Source organism: Pseudomonas sp. Z1-12 (assembly GCF_051132015.1).
Lineage (GTDB): Bacteria > Pseudomonadota > Gammaproteobacteria > Pseudomonadales > Pseudomonadaceae > Aquipseudomonas > Aquipseudomonas zanjanensis.
Genome location: NZ_CP071647.1, coordinates 6,503,316 through 6,520,565 on the forward strand (window position 1 = coordinate 6,503,316; position 17,250 = coordinate 6,520,565).

Sequence of the window (17,250 nt, forward strand, 5' to 3'; positions counted from 1 at the left end):
CCCACCCTGGTTCTGCTGTGCCCTGAGGCGCTGCGCCAGGCACAAATCCCTGTGGGAGCGAGCTTGCTCGCGAAGACGGCGGCACACCCAACATCAATGCCAACAGACAAACCGCTATCGCGAGCAAGCTCGCTCCCACAGGGACCGCGCCAGGCCTGGGAATGGAATCGCCCCCATGAAAAAGCCCGCAGCGACGGCGGGCTTTTTCAGCAAGCAAGAAGCAGACACTCAGATAGGGCGGCTGCCGTACTTGTTGTCTGGCTTCTTGGGCGGATCAGCGACCACGTTGGCCTCCACTTCCTGCACCTTACCGCCCCTGGCCAGGAACTCCTCCATGGCCTTGGCGAGCGCATCACGCTCCTTGTTCTTGGCCTCTACGCTCGGCAATTCGTCGACCGACACAGCCGCCTTGGCCTTGCCTTTGGCGGTAGGAGCCGGAACGTCGGCGCCATCGTCTTCGGCAACGTCTTCCGCCGCCACTTCAAGGCCTTCTTCGGTCTCGTCTTCGTCGCCTACTTCGAGGTCGTCGTTTTCCAGATCATCGTCGCTCATGTTCTACCTCATGACTTGCGAAAAGCAGATTAGTTATAGCCCAGCTTCGCCATCTGTTCGAAGGCTGCCAGAAAAAATTCAACATCCGCCGGCAATCAGCGGTTATGCCTCTTCACCGTACAAGGTGGCGAGGACTTTACGAGCACCGCCGTGATCACGGTGCTCGCCCAGATAAACACCTTGCCAGGTTCCCAATGCCAGCCTTCCTGCCGTAACCGGCAGGCTGAGCTGGCAACCGAGCACGCTGGCCTTGAAGTGCGCCGGGAGGTCGTCCAGGCCTTCGTCGTTGTGCTCATAGTCGGCGGTTCCTTGTGGGATCAGCCGATTGAAAAATCGTTCGAAGTCTCGACGTACCGCCGGATCGGCGTTCTCGTTGATGGTCAACGAGGCCGAGGTATGCTGCAGCCACAGATGCAACAGACCAACACGACACGCCTTGAGTTCAGGCAGGCCGGCCAGCAACTCGTCCGTCACCAGATGAAAGCCCCGGGGCCTTGCCCGCAGGGTTATCAGCGTCTGTTGCCACATACAGATCTCCGCACGTTCGGCGCGCATTCTAGCGCGCTCTGGGAAAAAACAAAGGCCCTAATATTCTTGCTTCGATGTAAGCCTTTGGCGGTATAAAAACCCATGTCGCATCCACAACAAAAGGCGTCGGAAAAACCGCCGCATCCTGTGAGCAATGACAAATTCCAGGCAAAAAAATGCCCGGCGAACCGGGCATTTTTTAGGGCGCGTACTTACAGGTTGTAGCCACGCTCGTTGTGCTGGGCCAGGTCCAGGCCCACGGCTTCTTCTTCCTCGGTCACACGCAGACCCATGACGGCATCCAGCACCTTGAGGATGATGAAGGTGACGATCCCGGTGTAGACCACCGTGAAACCCACGCCTTTGAATTGAATCCACACTTGCGCGCCGATATCGGTCACGGTGCCGAAGCCACCCAGTGCCGGAGCGGCGAACACACCGGTCAGGATCGCGCCGAGGATACCGCCGATGCCGTGTACGCCAAAGGCGTCCAGGGAATCGTCATAACCGAGCTTGCGCTTGAGGGTGGTAGCGCAGAAGAAGCACACCACGCCCGCCGCCAGGCCGATGACCAGGGCGCCCATCGGGCCCACGGTGCCGGCAGCCGGGGTAATTGCAACCAGGCCGGCGACCACGCCCGAGGCAATGCCCAGCGCGCTTGGCTTGCCGTGGGTGATCCACTCGGCAAACATCCAGCCCAGCGCCGCCGCAGCGGTCGCGATCTGGGTCACCAGCATCGCCATGCCGGCGGTGCCGTTGGCGGCGACAGCGGAACCGGCGTTGAAGCCGAACCAACCGACCCACAGCATGGCCGCGCCCATCAAGGTGTAACCCAGGTTGTGCGGCGCCATTGGGGTGGTCGGGAAACCTTTGCGCTTGCCCAATACCAGGCACGCCACCAAACCTGCGATACCGGCGTTGATGTGCACCACGGTGCCGCCAGCGAAGTCCAGCACGCCCCAGTCCCACATCAGGCCGCCGTTGCCGGACCAGACCATGTGCGCAATCGGTGCATACACCAGGGTGAACCACACGCCCATGAAGATCAGCATGGCGGAGAACTTCATCCGCTCGGCAAATGCGCCGACGATCAGGGCCGGGGTGATGATGGCGAAGGTCATCTGGAAGGTGATGAACACCGCTTCAGGGAACAGCGCCGCCGGACCGGTGATGCTCGCCGGAGTGACGCCCGCCAGGAACGCCTTGCCCAGGCCACCGACGAAGGAGTTGAAATTGACGACGCCCTGCTCCATGCCGGTAGTGTCGAACGCGATGCTGTAGCCATAGATGACCCACAGGACGCTGATCAGACCGGTAATGGCAAAGCACTGCATCATCACGGAAAGAAGGTTTTTCGACCGGACCATGCCACCGTAGAACAGTGCCAGGCCGGGAATGGTCATGAACAGTACAAGAATCGTGGCCGTGAGCATCCAGGCGGTGTCGCCGGAGTTCAGGACAGGGGCTGCCGCTTCTTCTGCCATGGCCAGGCCAGGCATTGCGAAGGACAACAGGGCTCCTAGCCCTGCGAATTTACGCAGAGTCATATTGTTTTCTCCTGGGGCGTTGGGTTTGGCGGCTTAGATGGCGTCGGTATCGGTTTCGCCGGTACGGATGCGGATAGCCTGTTCCAGATTGACCACAAAGATCTTCCCGTCACCGATCTTGCCGGTGTTGGCGGCCTTGGTGATTGCCTCGATCACCCGGTCAAGATCCTTGTCGTCAATGGCGACATCGATCTTCACCTTGGGCAGGAAATCGACCACGTATTCCGCGCCGCGATACAGCTCGGTGTGGCCCTTCTGCCGACCGAAGCCCTTGACCTCAGTAACGGTAATGCCCTGCACGCCGATCTCGGACAACGACTCGCGCACGTCGTCCAACTTGAACGGCTTGATGATGGCAGTGACTAGCTTCATGAAACTTTCTCCCGAATTGGTGGACTTGCCCCAGGAAAACAAACCCGACTCAAGTCTAAGCGCAGTGCCTGGCTTTGTAACGCGTCGTCGGCCCAAGTTGCCCGACAGGTGCCAGTTAACCGATCCTGACGAAACTCCCCGTTCCGCCTGCTGCACTGCATTCGTCACAGCGACTGCATCAGTGCATGGGTCATCAGCCTCTAAGCAGAAACCTTGCCATCTGCACCCAAACCCTCTGATTTCAATCTCTTGGCCACCTGCTCGACGTGCACTGCGGCATGAACCGCAACGATACGCACAACAACAGTGCAGCGGCGCCCGGCGCAATGCGCGAAAAGCGTGCATCCCTGGCTTGCAAATTGACTATAGACACTGCGTGGTACACTGCCCGCCATCGTTTCCAGGACACCTGCACATGCTTGCGCCCAAAGACCTCCTCGACGCCCTGAGCGGCCACGCCTCCCGCCTCTTGAGTGGTGACACGCCGCTGCCCAAAAGCGAAATCGAAAGCCAGTTCAAGGCCCTGCTGCAAAGCGGCTTCAGTAAGCTGGACCTGGTCAGCCGGGAAGAATTCGACAGCCAGATGGTCGTGCTGGCCCGGACCCGGGCGCGACTCGAAAGCCTGGAGGCCAAGGTCGCGGAGCTGGAAGCGCGACTGGCTCCGGCACAGGAATAAGCAGCCCCTGCGGGCCACTCAACCCATCGCAGCGTGTTGAGATGGGTCCGGGGTCAATGCCAGCGGCAGCTCCAGGATAAACAGCGCGCCCCTGCCCGGCCCGGCGCTCCGCACAGTCAGATCGCCGCCCATCTCGTGCGCAGCCAGGATGCAGCTGTGCAAGCCAAAACCGTGGCCGCCGGTACGCGTGGTGAAACCGTGCTCGAACACCCGCGCCAGATTGTCCTGCGCGATTCCCTCGCCGTTGTCCTCGATCTCGACCCGCACGCGCCCCTCGTCAACGATCTTCAGGCGCAGGACGATCTGCGGCGGCCGGTTCGTACCCGCGTCCAGCGCCTGCTTGGCGTTGTTGATCAAATTGACCAGGATCTGCAGCACTCGGTGCTTATCCAGCGGCATTTGCGGGGTATCGCTGAATTCCTTGATCAGCGTGATGTGGTGGCGGGCCAGGGACACATCGCAAATGCGCACGACATCCTCGACCAACTCTCGCAGCGAGCCCGGCTCCAAGACACTGGCATTACCGGCGTAGGACTGCTGGGTGGCGACGATTTCCTTGATGTGGTCGATTCGACGGGTCAATTGCGCCAGCTCGGCGATCATGCCTTGCTGCTCGACGGCCAGCGCGTCGGCCAGCTTGTCGAGATAGTCGGGTAGCGCGCGCCCTTTCGGATCAGTGCTGATGAAGTCGCCGAGGTCATCGGGATGGTCCTTCATCAACTGGGCGACCTTGGCCACCGCAGGCCCCTTGGAGGTGTGCACCTTATCGTAGAGGACCTGGGCTGACACATTGACGCTGTTGAGCACGTTGCCCACGTTGTGCAGCACATTGGTGGCGATCTCCGCCATGCCGGCCCGGCGCGCGGTGGTCACCAATTCGGCCTGCGCCTCGCGCAACTCGTCGTTGACCTTGGCCAGTTGCTGCGGGCTGGGGATCTTCAGGGCCGCCGGCACCAACCGGACCAGCAGGATGGCGGTAATCACCGAGGCGATCGCAGTGATCACCTTGACCAGCGCCGACAGCCAGTAATAGGGCTGCCAGATGGTCAGGATCTCCATCACATGACTGGTCCCGCAGGCCAGGATAAACACGCCGAAAGCCGCCAGCATCCAATCGAACGGCACATCCTTGCGCTTGTGGATAAAGTACAGGAGGGTGAAGGGGATGGTGACGTAGGACAGGGTGATCAAGCCGTCGGCGATCACATTGGTCCACAGCAAATCCGGACGCCACATGTAGCAATGCCCGTGAGGCATGAAGCGCTTGTCGGTTAACAGAGCCAGCAGATCGTTCATGGCCACTTCCTCGTTGTGCCGTTGATACCGCCAAGTGCCGACTGGGCAAAATCGAGTCTAGCAGAGGGCGACGGCCGGATATTTCGCGTCGGCGCCGATTGAATGACAGGGTGTTGGCCGCTCCTCGGCTGTCACTCACCCTCGAAACATCCTGCCAAATTTTTCCCCCTCAATTACCGCGCCCAAGTTCATCCCCACGACTAACCTTCAGGAGCCGCAGGACGCGGCGCCCCATCCACTCAAGGAACGATTCATGTCGCTTGCCATTGTCCATAGCCGCGCCCAGGTAGGGGTCGAGGCGCCTGCCGTTACCGTTGAAGTCCACCTGGCCAATGGCTTGCCGTCGCTGACGATGGTTGGCCTGCCGGAAGCGGCGGTCAAGGAAAGCAAGGATCGTGTGCGCAGCGCGATCATCAACTCGGGGCTGAATTTTCCGGCGCGGCGCATCACCCTGAACCTGGCGCCGGCGGACCTGCCAAAGGATGGCGGTCGCTTCGACCTGGCCATCGCCCTGGGGATCCTCTCGGCCAGCGTGCAGGTGCCGACCCTGACCTTGGACGACGTGGAATGCCTCGGCGAACTGGCCTTGTCTGGCGCAGTGCGCCCAGTGCGCGGGGTATTGCCCGCGGCGCTGGCGGCGCGCAAGGCCGGGCGCATGCTGGTGGTGCCACGGGCCAATGCCGAGGAAGCCTGCCTGGCCTCGGGGCTGAAGGTGATCGCCGTGGACCATCTGCTGGAAGCGGTGGCGCACTTCAACGGTCACACGCCGGTCGAGCCGTTCGTTTCCAATGGGCTGCTTTCGGCCAGCAAACCCTACCCCGACCTGAATGAAGTACAAGGCCAGGCCGCGGCCAAGCGGGCGTTGCTGATCGCCGCAGCGGGGGCTCACAACCTGCTGTTCAGCGGGCCACCGGGCACCGGCAAGACCCTGTTGGCGAGCCGTTTGCCCGGGCTGCTGCCGCCACTAGCCGAGAGCGAAGCCCTGGAGGTCGCAGCCATTCAGTCGGTGGCCAGTTGCGTGCCGTTGAGCCATTGGCCGCAACGTCCGTTTCGCCAGCCACACCACTCGGCTTCCGGCCCGGCGCTGGTCGGTGGCGGGTCAAAACCGCAGCCAGGGGAGATCACCCTCGCCCACCATGGCGTGCTGTTTCTGGATGAATTGCCGGAATTCGACCGCAAGGTGCTGGAGGTCTTGAGAGAACCGCTGGAGTCCGGGCACATCGTGGTGTCTCGCGCCCGTGACCGGGTGCGCTTCCCGGCGCGCTTCCAATTGGTGGCGGCGATGAATCCCTACCCCTGTGGATATCTTGGCGAGCCCAGCGGCCGCTGTGCCTGCACACCGGACATGGTGCAGCGCTACCGCAACAAACTCTCCGGCCCGCTGCTGGACCGCATCGACCTGCACCTGACCGTCGCCCGGGAAGCTACTGCCTTGAACCCCAAGCGCGAACCCGGGGACGATACGGCCACGGTCGCCGAGCGCGTCGCCGAAGCCCGGGAGCGCCAGCACGACCGCCAGGGCTGCGCCAATGCCTTCCTCGATCTGCCGGGATTGCGCCGGCATTGCAAGTTATCCACAACCGATGAAGCCTGGCTGGAAACCGCCTGCGAACGGCTGACGCTGTCGCTGCGCGCCGCCCACCGCCTGCTCAAGGTCGCCCGGACACTGGCGGACCTGGAGCAAGCGGGGAGCATTCGCCGCGAGCATCTGGCCGAAGCGTTGCAGTACCGGCCGGCTACGGCTTGAACCGCTTTATGGCTTGCTCAGGTCCACCAATGGTGTTTGCCGGACCTCGGTTTTTTGACCGTTCTGGATCGTATCGATGCGCTTGAGCGCCTTATCCACAGCGCCCTTGTCTGCCAACAGGCTGTAGTGGATCTGGAATTGCTTGTGCTCTTTCGGCGCGATGGTGGGTACCAGGCCCAAGGGGCGCTGATACCGGCGGTTATAGGAAAAACTGGTGCCGGGCTCCAGCCCGGTCACGTAGCCCTGGCCTTGGGTATCCGTGTTTTTCCACAGGGAGAACACGGGCAGCGTGCTGGTGTTGAAGCCCACCGACACCCCGAGACTGCCGGCCTTGTTGTGCAACACCGTAAGGGTGTCGCCCTTGGCGTCGGCGTAGGGCACGACGTTATAAACGGTTTCGTCGTAATCCTTGGTCGGACCCCGGTAGGTTTGCCAGTCGGCCAAGTCGCCCTTGGCCTTGTCGTTGAACGGCGAGACCTGCTTGACCGGTGCCGCGAAACGAGCGCCTTGCTCCAGGAAAGGCGTGCTGAAATTGCTGTGGTAGAGCGCTTGGTATTCCTTCGGGTAATCGCCGTTGTTGGTCAGCGTGTCGTTGAGCACGAACGTCACGCTGCCGGGCTCGGTGACCAGTTCGGTCTGCACCGAGAAATCGACCTTCTTGAATGCCTGCTCCTTCAACTCGCCCCGCAGGGTAATGGCGTAGGGCGGTTTCTCATCGATGTGCAAGGTGACCTTGTTGGCCGGAATATTCGCGGCGCGACCGTGCAGGGTCAGCAGCTCGCCGTTGTCCATGCCGGGATGGCCGACCCATTCGTAGCCGCAGCGGGTGACCAGCTCGTTGAAGCCTTCAAGCCAACCCAACCCGCCTCGGCCGTTGAGCTCGATGAACGCCGGGTTGACCACTTCCTTGACGGGCGAATCCCACCCCATGCGCACGTCGCCAACCGATGCCTGCAGCACATTCATGCCACGGGTCGGGACCACTGAAAGCTTCAGGGTGCCGTTGTCGATGTCGACCACGCTGATACCTTCCTGCCGACCACCGTGCAGGGTGCGCATCGTCACGGAAAAGGGTTTGTCGGTCTTCACGCCGAGTTGCTGGCTGGTGATTTGCCAGGGTTGGGCGGCTTTATCGGTATCCAGCAGGACGTAATCCCAAGCCATTGCATGGGAAGCAGCGCCCAAGGCGCCAAGGGTAACGAGCAGTTTGAGCGGAGTCATGGTCACGACCTTTTATTGGAGTTGTGCGGTTTTTATAGACTTGAAGAAACGTTTCAGCAAGCTTAAAAACAGCAATTTCCTTAAAAAAGTACGGCGACAACACCAGCAGTTTTTTGTGGGAGCGAGCTCGCTCGCGATAACTTTCGTCCGGCCGATCTCAAACCCGTGGCGAGGGAGCTTGCTCCCGCTGGCCTGCGAAGCAGGCCCCAGCCTATCTCCAGGTGGACCGTGTTAACCGGTTTGCGACTGCTGCGCAGTCGAGCGGGAGCAAGCTCCCTCGCCACAGGTGATTGGCTTGGCTTGCGGTTCAGGTATTGGATTCAGAGGGCTGTGGTGACTGGCTGCCGCCATCGCGAGCAAGCTCGCTCCCACAGGGAATAGGGGATGGCCCGGAATTTCGCATTCACCCGAATCAAACTGTGGGAGCGAGCTTGCTCGCGATGGCGGTGGGTCAGCTCACAGAGATGTGACTGGCAAGCCGCCTTCGCGAGCAGGCTCGCTCCCACATTAATCGCGAGGTGCCTGTTCGCGGTGGTTGCAGAGGCCTCAGCGGAACCGATCAACCTCTTGGCGCAGGTCCTGGGCCAGTTTTTCCAGTTCCTTGGCGGTGAGCGCCAGGTTCGAGACCACTTGGCGCTGTTCGCTGTTGGCCATGGCGATGCTCTGCAGATTGCTGCTGAGCAGGGTCGCGGTGCTGCTTTGTTCCTGGGTGGCGGTGGTGATTGCCGCGAATTGCTGGCCAGCCGAGCGACTCTGCTCGTCGATGCGCGCCAGGGCCGAGGCCACGTTGGCGTTGCGCGACAGGCCTTCCTGCATCAACAGGTTGCCCTGCTCCATCGTGCTGATGGCATTGCCGGTTTCCTGCTGGATGCTATTGATCATGCTGGAGATTTCGTCTGTGGCCTGGCGGGTGCGGGACGCCAGGCTGCGGACTTCATCGGCCACCACGGCGAAACCACGGCCCTGCTCGCCAGCGCGGGCGGCCTCGATGGCGGCGTTCAATGCCAGCAGGTTGGTCTGCTCGGCAATCGAGGTGATGACACCGACGATGCCGCCGATCTCCTGGGAACGCTGGCCCAGGGTATTGATGACCGAGGCCGTGCTGTTCAGCGCGCCGGCAATTTGCTCCAGGGACGACGACGCCTCATCCATCGAAGTCCGGCCAATGCGGGTTTGCTGGGCATTCTCCTGGGCCAGGCGCTCGGTGTTGCCCATGTTGTCGGCAATGTTCAAGGAGGTCGCACTGAACTCTTCCACCGCGCCCGCCATGCTGGTGATTTCGCCGGACTGCTGCTCCATGCCCTCGTACGCCCCGCTGGACAACCCGGACAGGGCCTGGGCGCGGCTGTTGACTTCCTGGGAGGCCTTGCGGATGTGCTCGACCATGGTCGATAGGGCCTGGCTCATCTGGTTGAAGGCACGGGCCAGCTGACCGATTTCGTCATGGCTCGATACGTTCAGGCGCACGCTCAGGTCGCCAGCGCCCAATGCTTCGGCCTGGCGCACCAGATCCCCCAGCGGTGCCAATTTGCTACGCAACAACCACATCGCCGAGCCGACCGCTAACAGCATCGCCAGCAGGCTGCCAATGGCCAGCTGCGTACCGACGCTCCAGGTCACGGCGCGGATCTCGGTTTTCGGCATGCTCGCCACCACCGCCCACGGCCCGCCCTCGAACGGCACGGCAACGCTGTAGAAATCTTCGGCGGTATCGGTCCAGAACGCAGCCTTGCCCGGTTTTTTGATCAGGCCCGTAATGGCCGTGGTCGCGTTATCCAGCGCCTGTACACCTGCCGGCGGCACCAGCCATTTGTTTTGCTCATCCAACAAGGCCAGCGAACCGGTCTGGCCAATGCGGAAACGCTTGAGGTTTTCGAACTGCGCGTTTTGCGCATCGGTGTAATCGAAGCCTACATACAACACGGCGATGATCTTGCCGCTGCTGTCGCGTACGGGCGTGTACTGCGACATGTAGAAGCGCCCGAACAACAGGGCCCGACCGATGTAGCTCTGCCCACTGATCACCGGACCGTAGGCTGGACCGGCGCGATCGAGCACGGTGCCGATGGCCCGCGTGCCGTCCTGTTTACTGACGGAGGTGCTGACGCGGATGAAATCGTCGCCACTGCGCACGAATACCGTGGCCACACCGGCGGTCATCGCTTTGAAGTCATCCACTTCCTTGAAGTTGTTGTTCAACACTTCGCTGCCCAGGTTCAAGCCTGGGGTCTGTACGCCCGCCACCGTCACCGGCTGGTCCGGATGCACGGTCAAACCCGCGCTGAAGCGCTTTTCGAACAGGCCGGCCAAGCGCTGGGTGCTCTCACGCAAGGTGCTGTGGAAGGTATTGAGCTGATCGGCCATCAGGCGCGCTTCGCTGGCCAAGTGCTCTTCACGGGTGGCAAGGTTGGCGGTGTCCAGCGAACGCAGGGCGAAGACGGTACTGCCGGAGATCACGACCGCCAGTATCACGGCAAGGGCAAGGCCTAGCTGCGAGGCGATCCGGGCGCGGGGTTGAGACATGACGGCTCCTGGCCGAGAGACCGGATCATCCTGATCACGTCGCACGCTCGGCATTTTATTCGGGTGAGGTGTAAGTAGACCCTTTCTGAACGAGGGTTCTATCTTCACGGATTCGGCGGCAAAGCCAAATACTTGAGCGGTTTGGACGGATTAATGCCAAGTTGCTAGCACGCCACTTTCCATCAGTAACCGCGTGTCAGCAACGTTTCAGCCCAGACGCTGCACATCGGGCAATTGCATGGCCTTGACCTCGCCCTGGAGAAAGTCGCTGAGCCGACGCAAACGTTCACCTCCCGGCCGGGTTTTCGGCCAGACCAGGTAATAGTGCTCGCCACTGGCAACCGCCGTCGGCCATGGCAGGCTCAGGCGCCCTTGGGCAACGTCCTCGGCCACCATCAGCAGGTCGCCCATGGACACCCCATAGCCGCGTGCCGCCGCGATCATGCCCAGCTCCAGGGTATCGAACACCTGCCCACCCTTGAGCGAGACCTTGTCGGCCAGGCCCATGCGTTGCAACCAGTTGCGCCAGTCCCGGCGATCCGGCGTCGGGTGCAGCAGTTCGGCGCTGGCCAACCGCGCCACATCCCAGGGCTGATCGTTCAGCAGGTTCGGTGCGCCCACCGGAATCAACTCCTCGGGGAACAGCAGACTGGCCTCCCAGTCCGCCGGAAAATGCCCGTTACTCAGCAAGACGGCGCAATCGAAGGGTTCGACGTTGAAGTCCACCGAATCGATGTCCATCCAGGCACTGGTCAGTTGCACCTCGTTGCCGGGCTGCAGATGCCGGAAACGGCTCAGGCGCGCCAACAGCCAGCGCATGGTCAGGGTAGAAGGCGCTTTCATGCGCAGGATGCCGTCTTCGCCATGCAAGGTGTGGCAGGCCCGCTCCAGGGCCATGAAACCCTCGCGCACGCCCGGCAGCAGCAGCCGTGCCGCCTCGGTCAATTGCAGGTTGCGACCGCTGCGCTGGAACAGCCGACAGGCAAAGTGATCTTCCAGCGTGCGAATGTGCCGGCTGACGGCGCTCTGGGTGATCGACAACTCTTCGGCGGCCCGGGTGAACGAGCTGTAGCGTGCCGCGGCTTCGAATGCCCGCAGCGCATAAAGCGGAGGAAGACGACGAGGCATCGCAAAAGCTCCATGGCGGTGTTTGCAAACCCTACCAGAAACGCGTCCAGCATGAGTTTTAATCATGCCAGCGATCTTTTTTATCCTTTTGTGCAATCCGTCGAGAGCGCCGAGAATCGTCGTTTTACTGCCTTCTTTGAACAGGGAGCGTGATGATCATGCGGCATCCGGTGCGTACCGAACTCTGGGCCATCCTGCGGCTGGCGGGGCCGTTGATTGCCTCGCAGTTGGCGCACATGCTGATGGTGCTCACCGACACCGTGATGATGGCGCGCCTGAGCCCCGAAGCCCTCGCCGGTGGCGGGCTCGGGGCGGCCACCTATTCGTTCGTGTCGATCTTCTGCATCGGCGTGATCGCCGCGGTGGGCACCCTGGTTGCGATTCGCCAGGGCGCAGGCGATGTCGAGGGCGCTACCCGGCTGACCCAGGCCGGATTATGGCTGGCCTGGTTGATGGCGCTGATGGCCGGGTTGCTGCTGTGGAACCTCAAGCCGGTGCTGCTGATGTTCGGCCAGACCGAAACCAACGTACTGTCCGCCGGGCAGTTCCTGCTGGCGCTGCCATTCGCCCTGCCCGGCTACCTGAGCTTCATGGCCCTGCGCGGCTTTACCAGCGCCATCGGCCGAGCCACCCCCGTAATGGTGATCAGCCTCGGCGGTACGGTGGCCAACTTCCTGCTCAACTACGCGCTCATCACCGGCATGTTCGGCCTGCCGAAACTCGGCTTGATGGGCATCGGCCTGGTCACGGCCATCGTCGCCAATTGCATGGCCCTGGCGCTGGCCTGGCACATCCATCGGCACCCGGCCTACCGTGCCTATCCGCTGCTGGATGGGCTGTCGCGGCCCAACCGCCAATACCTCAAGGAACTGTGGCGCCTGGGCCTGCCGATTGGCGGCACGTACGCAGTGGAAGTCGGGCTGTTCGCGTTCGCCGCGCTGTGCATGGGCACCATGGGCAGCACGCCGTTGGCGGCCCACCAGATCGCCCTGCAAATCGTCTCGGTGGCGTTCATGGTGCCGGCCGGGATGTCCTACGCCATCACCATGCGCATCGGCCAGCACTACGGCGCCGGGCAACTACTGATGGCGCGCCTGGCCGGGCGGGTCGGGATCGGCTTCGGCGCGGCCGCGATGCTGGCGTTCGCCATGGTGTTCTGGTTGCTGCCCCATCAATTGATCGGCTTGTTCCTGGACCACGACGACCCGGCGTTTCGCGAGGTGATCAACCTGGCGGTGAGCCTGCTGGCGGTGGCGGCGTGGTTCGAGCTGTTCGACGGCACGCAAACCATCGCCATGGGCTGCATCCGCGGACTCAAGGACGCCAAGACCACCTTCCTGGTGGGCCTGGGTTGCTATTGGCTGATCGGTGCGCCGTCGGCGTGGTGGATGGCTTTCCACCTGAACTGGGGGCCAACCGGTGTCTGGTGGGGCCTGGCCCTGGGGCTGGCCTGTGCGGCCGTGAGCCTGACGCTGGCGTTCGAATGGAAGATGAAACGGATGATTCGCAATGAGCCTGGGCGTTCCAGTTTCAAAGCGGTCCAGGCCAAATGAAACTCATCCCCCTGTGGGAGCGAGCTTGCTCGCGATGGCGATAGGTCAGTCACATCGATTTTGACTGACACACCGCTATCGCGAGCAAGCTCGCTCCCACAAGGGAAAGGAGTCAGACCACGACTTCGTGGGTGGACTGCTGATCACCCTCGAACGTCAAATATTCAACCAACTCCGGCAACGGCAACGGCTTGCTGATCAGGAAACCCTGCACCTGGTCGCAACCGAAACCACGTAGCAGATCCAGTTGCTCCTGGGTTTCCACACCTTCGGCCACCACCTCCAGGTTGAGGTTGTGGGCCAGGTTAATCATGGCGTGCACCAGTTTGCGGTTCTCTTCGCGCTGTTCCATGCCGCCGACGAAGCTCTTGTCGATCTTGAGCAAGGCGATCGGCAGGCTGTTGAGGTGCACGAACGACGAGAAGCCGGTGCCGAAGTCGTCCAGGGAGAAACGCACCCCCAGGCGGCCCAAGGCATCCATGGTCTGCTTGACCAGTTCGCTGCGGCGCATGACGGCGGTTTCGGTGAGTTCGAATTCCAGCCATTGCGCCTCGACCCCCCGCTCGGCAATCAGCCGGCTCAAGGTCGGCAGCAACTGGCTGTCCTGGAACTGCCGGAACGACAGGTTGACCGCCATGTGCAACGGCGCCAGCCCTCGCTCGCGCAGGGCCTGCATGTCCCGCAGCGCCCGGGAAATCACCCAGTAGCCCAGCGGCACGATCAGGCCGCTCTGTTCGGCCAGCGGCACGAACTCACTCGGCGGCAGCAAGCCGCGCTCGCCATGACGCCAGCGCACCAGGGCTTCGAGGCCGACGATGTGGCCGCCATCGAGGTTCAATCGGGGCTGGTAATGCAGTTCCAACTCGTCGCGGCGCAGTGCCCGGCGCAGCTCGCTTTCCAGGTCGGCGAGGCTGCGGGCATTGCGATTGATGCGCTCGTTGAAGATATGAAAGGTGCAGCCCTGGGTGCTCTTGGCCTGTTGCATGGCGATGTGGGCGTGCCACATCAGCGGATCGGCGCCGGCCTGGGCGCGGGCATGGGCGACGCCCAGACTACAGCCGATCAGCAAGCTTTCACCGTCCACCCAATAGGGTTCGGCCAAGGCCTCGGTAATACGCTCGGCCATCCACTCGGCCCGCTGTGGTGCGCGGCGGGTGTCGATCAACAGGGCGAATTCATCACTGCCCAATCGCGCCAGTTGATCGCCGGCCTCGAGCGAGCTCTTGAGCCGCGACACCACTTGCAGGATCAAGCGGTCACCGGCCTGGTGGCCGAGGGCGTCGTTGGCGTGGCGAAAGTTGTCCAGGTCCAGGTGACCGAGCGCCAGGCCACGGCCGTCGTTTTCCGCCAGGCGCGCCGCCAGCAAGGTCTGGAAGCCCTGGCGATTGGCGATGCCTGTCAACGGGTCCTGTTCGGCGAGGCGCTGCAAGGTGTTTTCCAGCACGCCGCGTTCACGCACATGGCGCAGGCAACGACGCAGGGTCGCACTGTCGAGCACGTCGCGCACCAGCCAGTCGCTGACACCGTCGGGGGCAGCCGCCGGCTCGTGCTCAAGCAACAGGATGGTTGGCAGGCTGCAACGACCCGGCGCCGGTTGCAACGCCGCAACGGTCAGCAACACCGCATTGCGATTGTCTTCGAACAGGCTGCAGACTGACTCCCAGCTCGGAGCGCTGATCAACACGACCGAGGGCCCCAAGGGCACCAGGCCCTCGCGCAAGATTGCTGCCCACTCTGGCTCTTGGGCCAATAACAGCAAACGCAAGGGTTCGACAGGCGTTGACAAGCTGACTCCCTAGACTCTGCAAGGTGGTAGGCGCCGGGCATTATGACCTGCCGATGGGCAATGACCAATGCCAATGGTTCTCAAACACGCGCTTTTCGGTGGTTTTTTCCGCTCGAAATGCTACGCAGGACCCAATTGGCTCCACATCCTGCGTGAAAGTGACAAAAGCGGCAAATGACAATCCTGTGTGCGTCACAAGTCGGACAGAGCAGCACAATTCTCTGAGCCTGTTAAAATGCCGGCCCATTTCGCAAACGACTCCCTGAACCCTGTCATGTCCCGACTCAATCCCCGGCAGCAAGAAGCCGTGAACTATGTCGGCGGCCCTCTTTTGGTGCTCGCCGGTGCAGGCTCCGGCAAGACCAGCGTGATCACCCGCAAGATCGCGCACCTGATCCAGAATTGTGGCATCCGCGCCCAGTACATCGTCGCCATGACCTTCACCAACAAGGCCGCCCGGGAAATGAAAGAGCGGGTCGGCGGCCTGCTGCGCGCCGGCGAAGGTCGCGGCCTGACGGTCTGTACCTTCCACAACCTGGGCCTGAACATCATCCGCAAGGAACACGCGCGGCTGGGCTACAAACCGGGCTTCTCGATTTTCGACGAGACCGACGTCAAGGCCCTGATGACCGACATCATGCAGAAGGAATATTCGGGCGACGACGGCGTGGATGAGATCAAGAACATGATCGGCGCCTGGAAAAACGACCTGATCCTGCCGCCCGAGGCCCTGGAAAACGCCCGCAACCCCAAGGAGCAGACGGCCGCCATCGTCTATACCCATTACCAGCGCACGCTCAAGGCGTTCAACGCGGTGGACTTCGACGACCTGATCCTGTTGCCGGTCAAGCTGTTCCAGGACCACGCCGACATTCTCGAAAAATGGCAGAACAAGGTCCGTTACCTGCTGGTGGACGAATACCAGGACACCAACGCCAGCCAGTATCTGCTGGTGAAGCTACTGATCGGCAAGCGCAACCAGTTCACCGTGGTGGGTGACGATGACCAGTCGATCTACGCCTGGCGCGGCGCGCGACCGGAAAACCTGATGTTGCTCAAAGAGGACTACCCGTCGCTCAAAGTGGTGATGCTGGAGCAGAACTACCGCTCCACCAGCCGCATCCTGCGCTGCGCCAACGTGCTGATTTCCAACAACCCCCACGAGTTCGAAAAGCAGCTGTGGAGCGAGATGGGCCACGGCGACGAGATCCGCGTGATCCGTTGCCGCAACGAAGACGCCGAAGCCGAGCGCGTGGCCATGGAAATCCTCAGCCTGCACCTGCGCACCGACCGGCCGTACAGCGACTTTGCGATCCTGTACCGCGGCAACTACCAGGCCAAGCTGATCGAGCTGAAATTGCAGCATCACCAGGTGCCTTATCGCCTGTCAGGGGGCAACAGCTTTTTCGGGCGCCAGGAAGTGAAGGACCTGATGGCCTACTTCCGCCTGATCGTGAACCCGGACGACGACAACGCCTTCCTGCGGGTAATCAACGTGCCGCGCCGGGAAATCGGTTCGACCACCCTGGAAAAACTCGGCAACTACGCCACCGAGCGCAAGATCTCGATGTACGCCGCCACCGATGAAATCGGCCTGGGCGAACACTTGGACAGCCGCTTCACCGATCGCCTGGCGCGCTTCAAGCGCTTCATGGACAAGGTCCGTGAGCAGTGCGCCGGGGAAGATCCGATCTCAGCGCTGCGCAGCATGGTCATGGATATCGACTATGAGAACTGGCTGCGCACCAACAGCTCCAGCGACAAGGCTGCCGACTACCGCATGAGCAACGTCTGGTTCCTGATCGAGGCGTTGAAGAACACCCTGGAAAAAGACGAAGACGGCGACATGACGGTCGAGGACGCCATCGGCAAACTCGTGCTGCGGGACATGCTCGAGCGCCAGCAGGAAGAGGAAGAAGGCGCCGAAGGCGTGCAGATGATGACGCTGCATGCTTCCAAGGGCCTGGAGTTTCCCTACGTGTTCATCATGGGCATGGAAGAGGAAATCCTGCCGCACCGTTCCAGCATCGAGGCCGACACCATCGAGGAAGAACGACGCCTGGCCTATGTCGGCATTACCCGGGCACGCCAGACGCTGGCCTTCACCTTCGCCGCCAAGCGCAAGCAATACGGCGAAGTGATCGACTGCGCACCGAGCCGCTTTCTCGATGAACTGCCGCCGGACGACCTGGCCTGGGAAGGCAACGACGACACGCCGACGGAAGTCAAAGTCGTTCGCGGCAACAGTGCCCTGGCGGATATACGCGCGATGTTAAAGCGCTAGAATCGACTACTTTTTTACCGACTTCAGGCGCCCACGC

At 62.0% G+C, this 17,250-nt stretch carries 13 protein-coding genes; 4 read left to right on the forward strand and 9 right to left on the reverse strand.

The window, feature by feature from the left end:
- Positions 1-228: 228 nt before the first annotated feature.
- The 4 genes from sutA to glnK all read right to left on the reverse strand — a co-directional run bounded on the left by sutA (position 229) and on the right by glnK (position 2,999).
- Positions 229-552: a transcriptional regulator SutA gene (sutA, locus tag J3P85_RS28565; protein ID WP_072406034.1), complete on the reverse strand. Its 324-nt coding sequence runs from the start codon at positions 550-552 to the stop codon at positions 229-231.
- Positions 553-654: 102 nt separating this feature from the next.
- Entirely contained in the window at positions 655-1,080 is a 426-nt protein-coding gene (locus J3P85_RS28570) for a secondary thiamine-phosphate synthase enzyme YjbQ (RefSeq protein ID WP_434704279.1), read from the reverse strand.
- Between the two features lie 212 nt (positions 1,081-1,292).
- A complete protein-coding gene (locus J3P85_RS28575) occupies positions 1,293-2,627 on the reverse strand; it encodes an ammonium transporter (RefSeq protein ID WP_186706865.1) in 1,335 nt (444 codons plus the stop codon).
- Positions 2,628-2,660: 33 nt separating this feature from the next.
- Positions 2,661-2,999 carry a P-II family nitrogen regulator gene (gene glnK / locus J3P85_RS28580; protein WP_002555808.1) on the reverse strand — a complete coding sequence of 113 codons (339 nt, stop codon included), beginning with the start codon at positions 2,997-2,999 and terminating at the stop codon, positions 2,661-2,663.
- Positions 3,000-3,414: 415 nt separating this feature from the next.
- Between glnK and J3P85_RS28585 the strand changes: the two genes are divergently transcribed.
- On the forward strand, positions 3,415-3,675 hold the full coding sequence (locus tag J3P85_RS28585) for an accessory factor UbiK family protein (protein ID WP_053126510.1): 261 nt from the start codon (positions 3,415-3,417) through the stop codon (positions 3,673-3,675).
- A gap of 18 nt (positions 3,676-3,693) precedes the next feature.
- Here J3P85_RS28585 and J3P85_RS28590 read toward each other — a convergent pair whose 3' ends face one another.
- The gene (locus tag J3P85_RS28590) at positions 3,694-4,971 is read right to left on the reverse strand and encodes a sensor histidine kinase (RefSeq protein WP_434704280.1); all 1,278 of its coding nucleotides are present in this window, start codon (positions 4,969-4,971) and stop codon (positions 3,694-3,696) included.
- Positions 4,972-5,224: 253 nt separating this feature from the next.
- Between J3P85_RS28590 and J3P85_RS28595 the strand changes: the two genes are divergently transcribed.
- Positions 5,225-6,718 carry a YifB family Mg chelatase-like AAA ATPase gene (locus tag J3P85_RS28595; RefSeq protein ID WP_434704281.1) on the forward strand — a complete coding sequence of 498 codons (1,494 nt, stop codon included), beginning with the start codon at positions 5,225-5,227 and terminating at the stop codon, positions 6,716-6,718.
- A 6-nt stretch (positions 6,719-6,724) separates the two neighbouring features.
- Here J3P85_RS28595 and J3P85_RS28600 read toward each other — a convergent pair whose 3' ends face one another.
- The 3 genes from J3P85_RS28600 to J3P85_RS28610 form a co-directional block, all read right to left on the reverse strand.
- On the reverse strand, positions 6,725-7,939 hold the full coding sequence (locus J3P85_RS28600) for an aldose 1-epimerase family protein (RefSeq protein WP_434704282.1): 1,215 nt from the start codon (positions 7,937-7,939) through the stop codon (positions 6,725-6,727).
- A gap of 546 nt (positions 7,940-8,485) precedes the next feature.
- Complete coding sequence (locus tag J3P85_RS28605) at positions 8,486-10,462, reverse strand: methyl-accepting chemotaxis protein (protein ID WP_434704283.1); 1,977 nt, start codon at positions 10,460-10,462, stop codon at positions 8,486-8,488.
- 207 nt (positions 10,463-10,669) lie between these two features.
- Positions 10,670-11,590 carry a LysR substrate-binding domain-containing protein gene (locus J3P85_RS28610; protein WP_186730321.1) on the reverse strand — a complete coding sequence of 307 codons (921 nt, stop codon included), beginning with the start codon at positions 11,588-11,590 and terminating at the stop codon, positions 10,670-10,672.
- Positions 11,591-11,748: 158 nt separating this feature from the next.
- Here J3P85_RS28610 and J3P85_RS28615 point away from each other — a divergent pair, with 158 nt between their 5' ends.
- On the forward strand, positions 11,749-13,143 hold the full coding sequence (locus J3P85_RS28615; protein ID WP_434706437.1) for a NorM family multidrug efflux MATE transporter: 1,395 nt from the start codon (positions 11,749-11,751) through the stop codon (positions 13,141-13,143).
- Positions 13,144-13,255: 112 nt separating this feature from the next.
- On the opposite strand, the gene J3P85_RS28620 is transcribed toward J3P85_RS28615, so the two are convergent.
- On the reverse strand, positions 13,256-14,929 hold the full coding sequence (locus J3P85_RS28620) for a putative bifunctional diguanylate cyclase/phosphodiesterase (RefSeq protein ID WP_434704284.1): 1,674 nt from the start codon (positions 14,927-14,929) through the stop codon (positions 13,256-13,258).
- Between the two features lie 274 nt (positions 14,930-15,203).
- On the opposite strand from J3P85_RS28620, the gene rep reads away from it, so the two are divergent.
- On the forward strand, positions 15,204-17,213 hold the full coding sequence (gene rep / locus J3P85_RS28625) for a DNA helicase Rep (RefSeq protein ID WP_186706875.1): 2,010 nt from the start codon (positions 15,204-15,206) through the stop codon (positions 17,211-17,213).
- Positions 17,214-17,250: the final 37 nt, after the last annotated feature.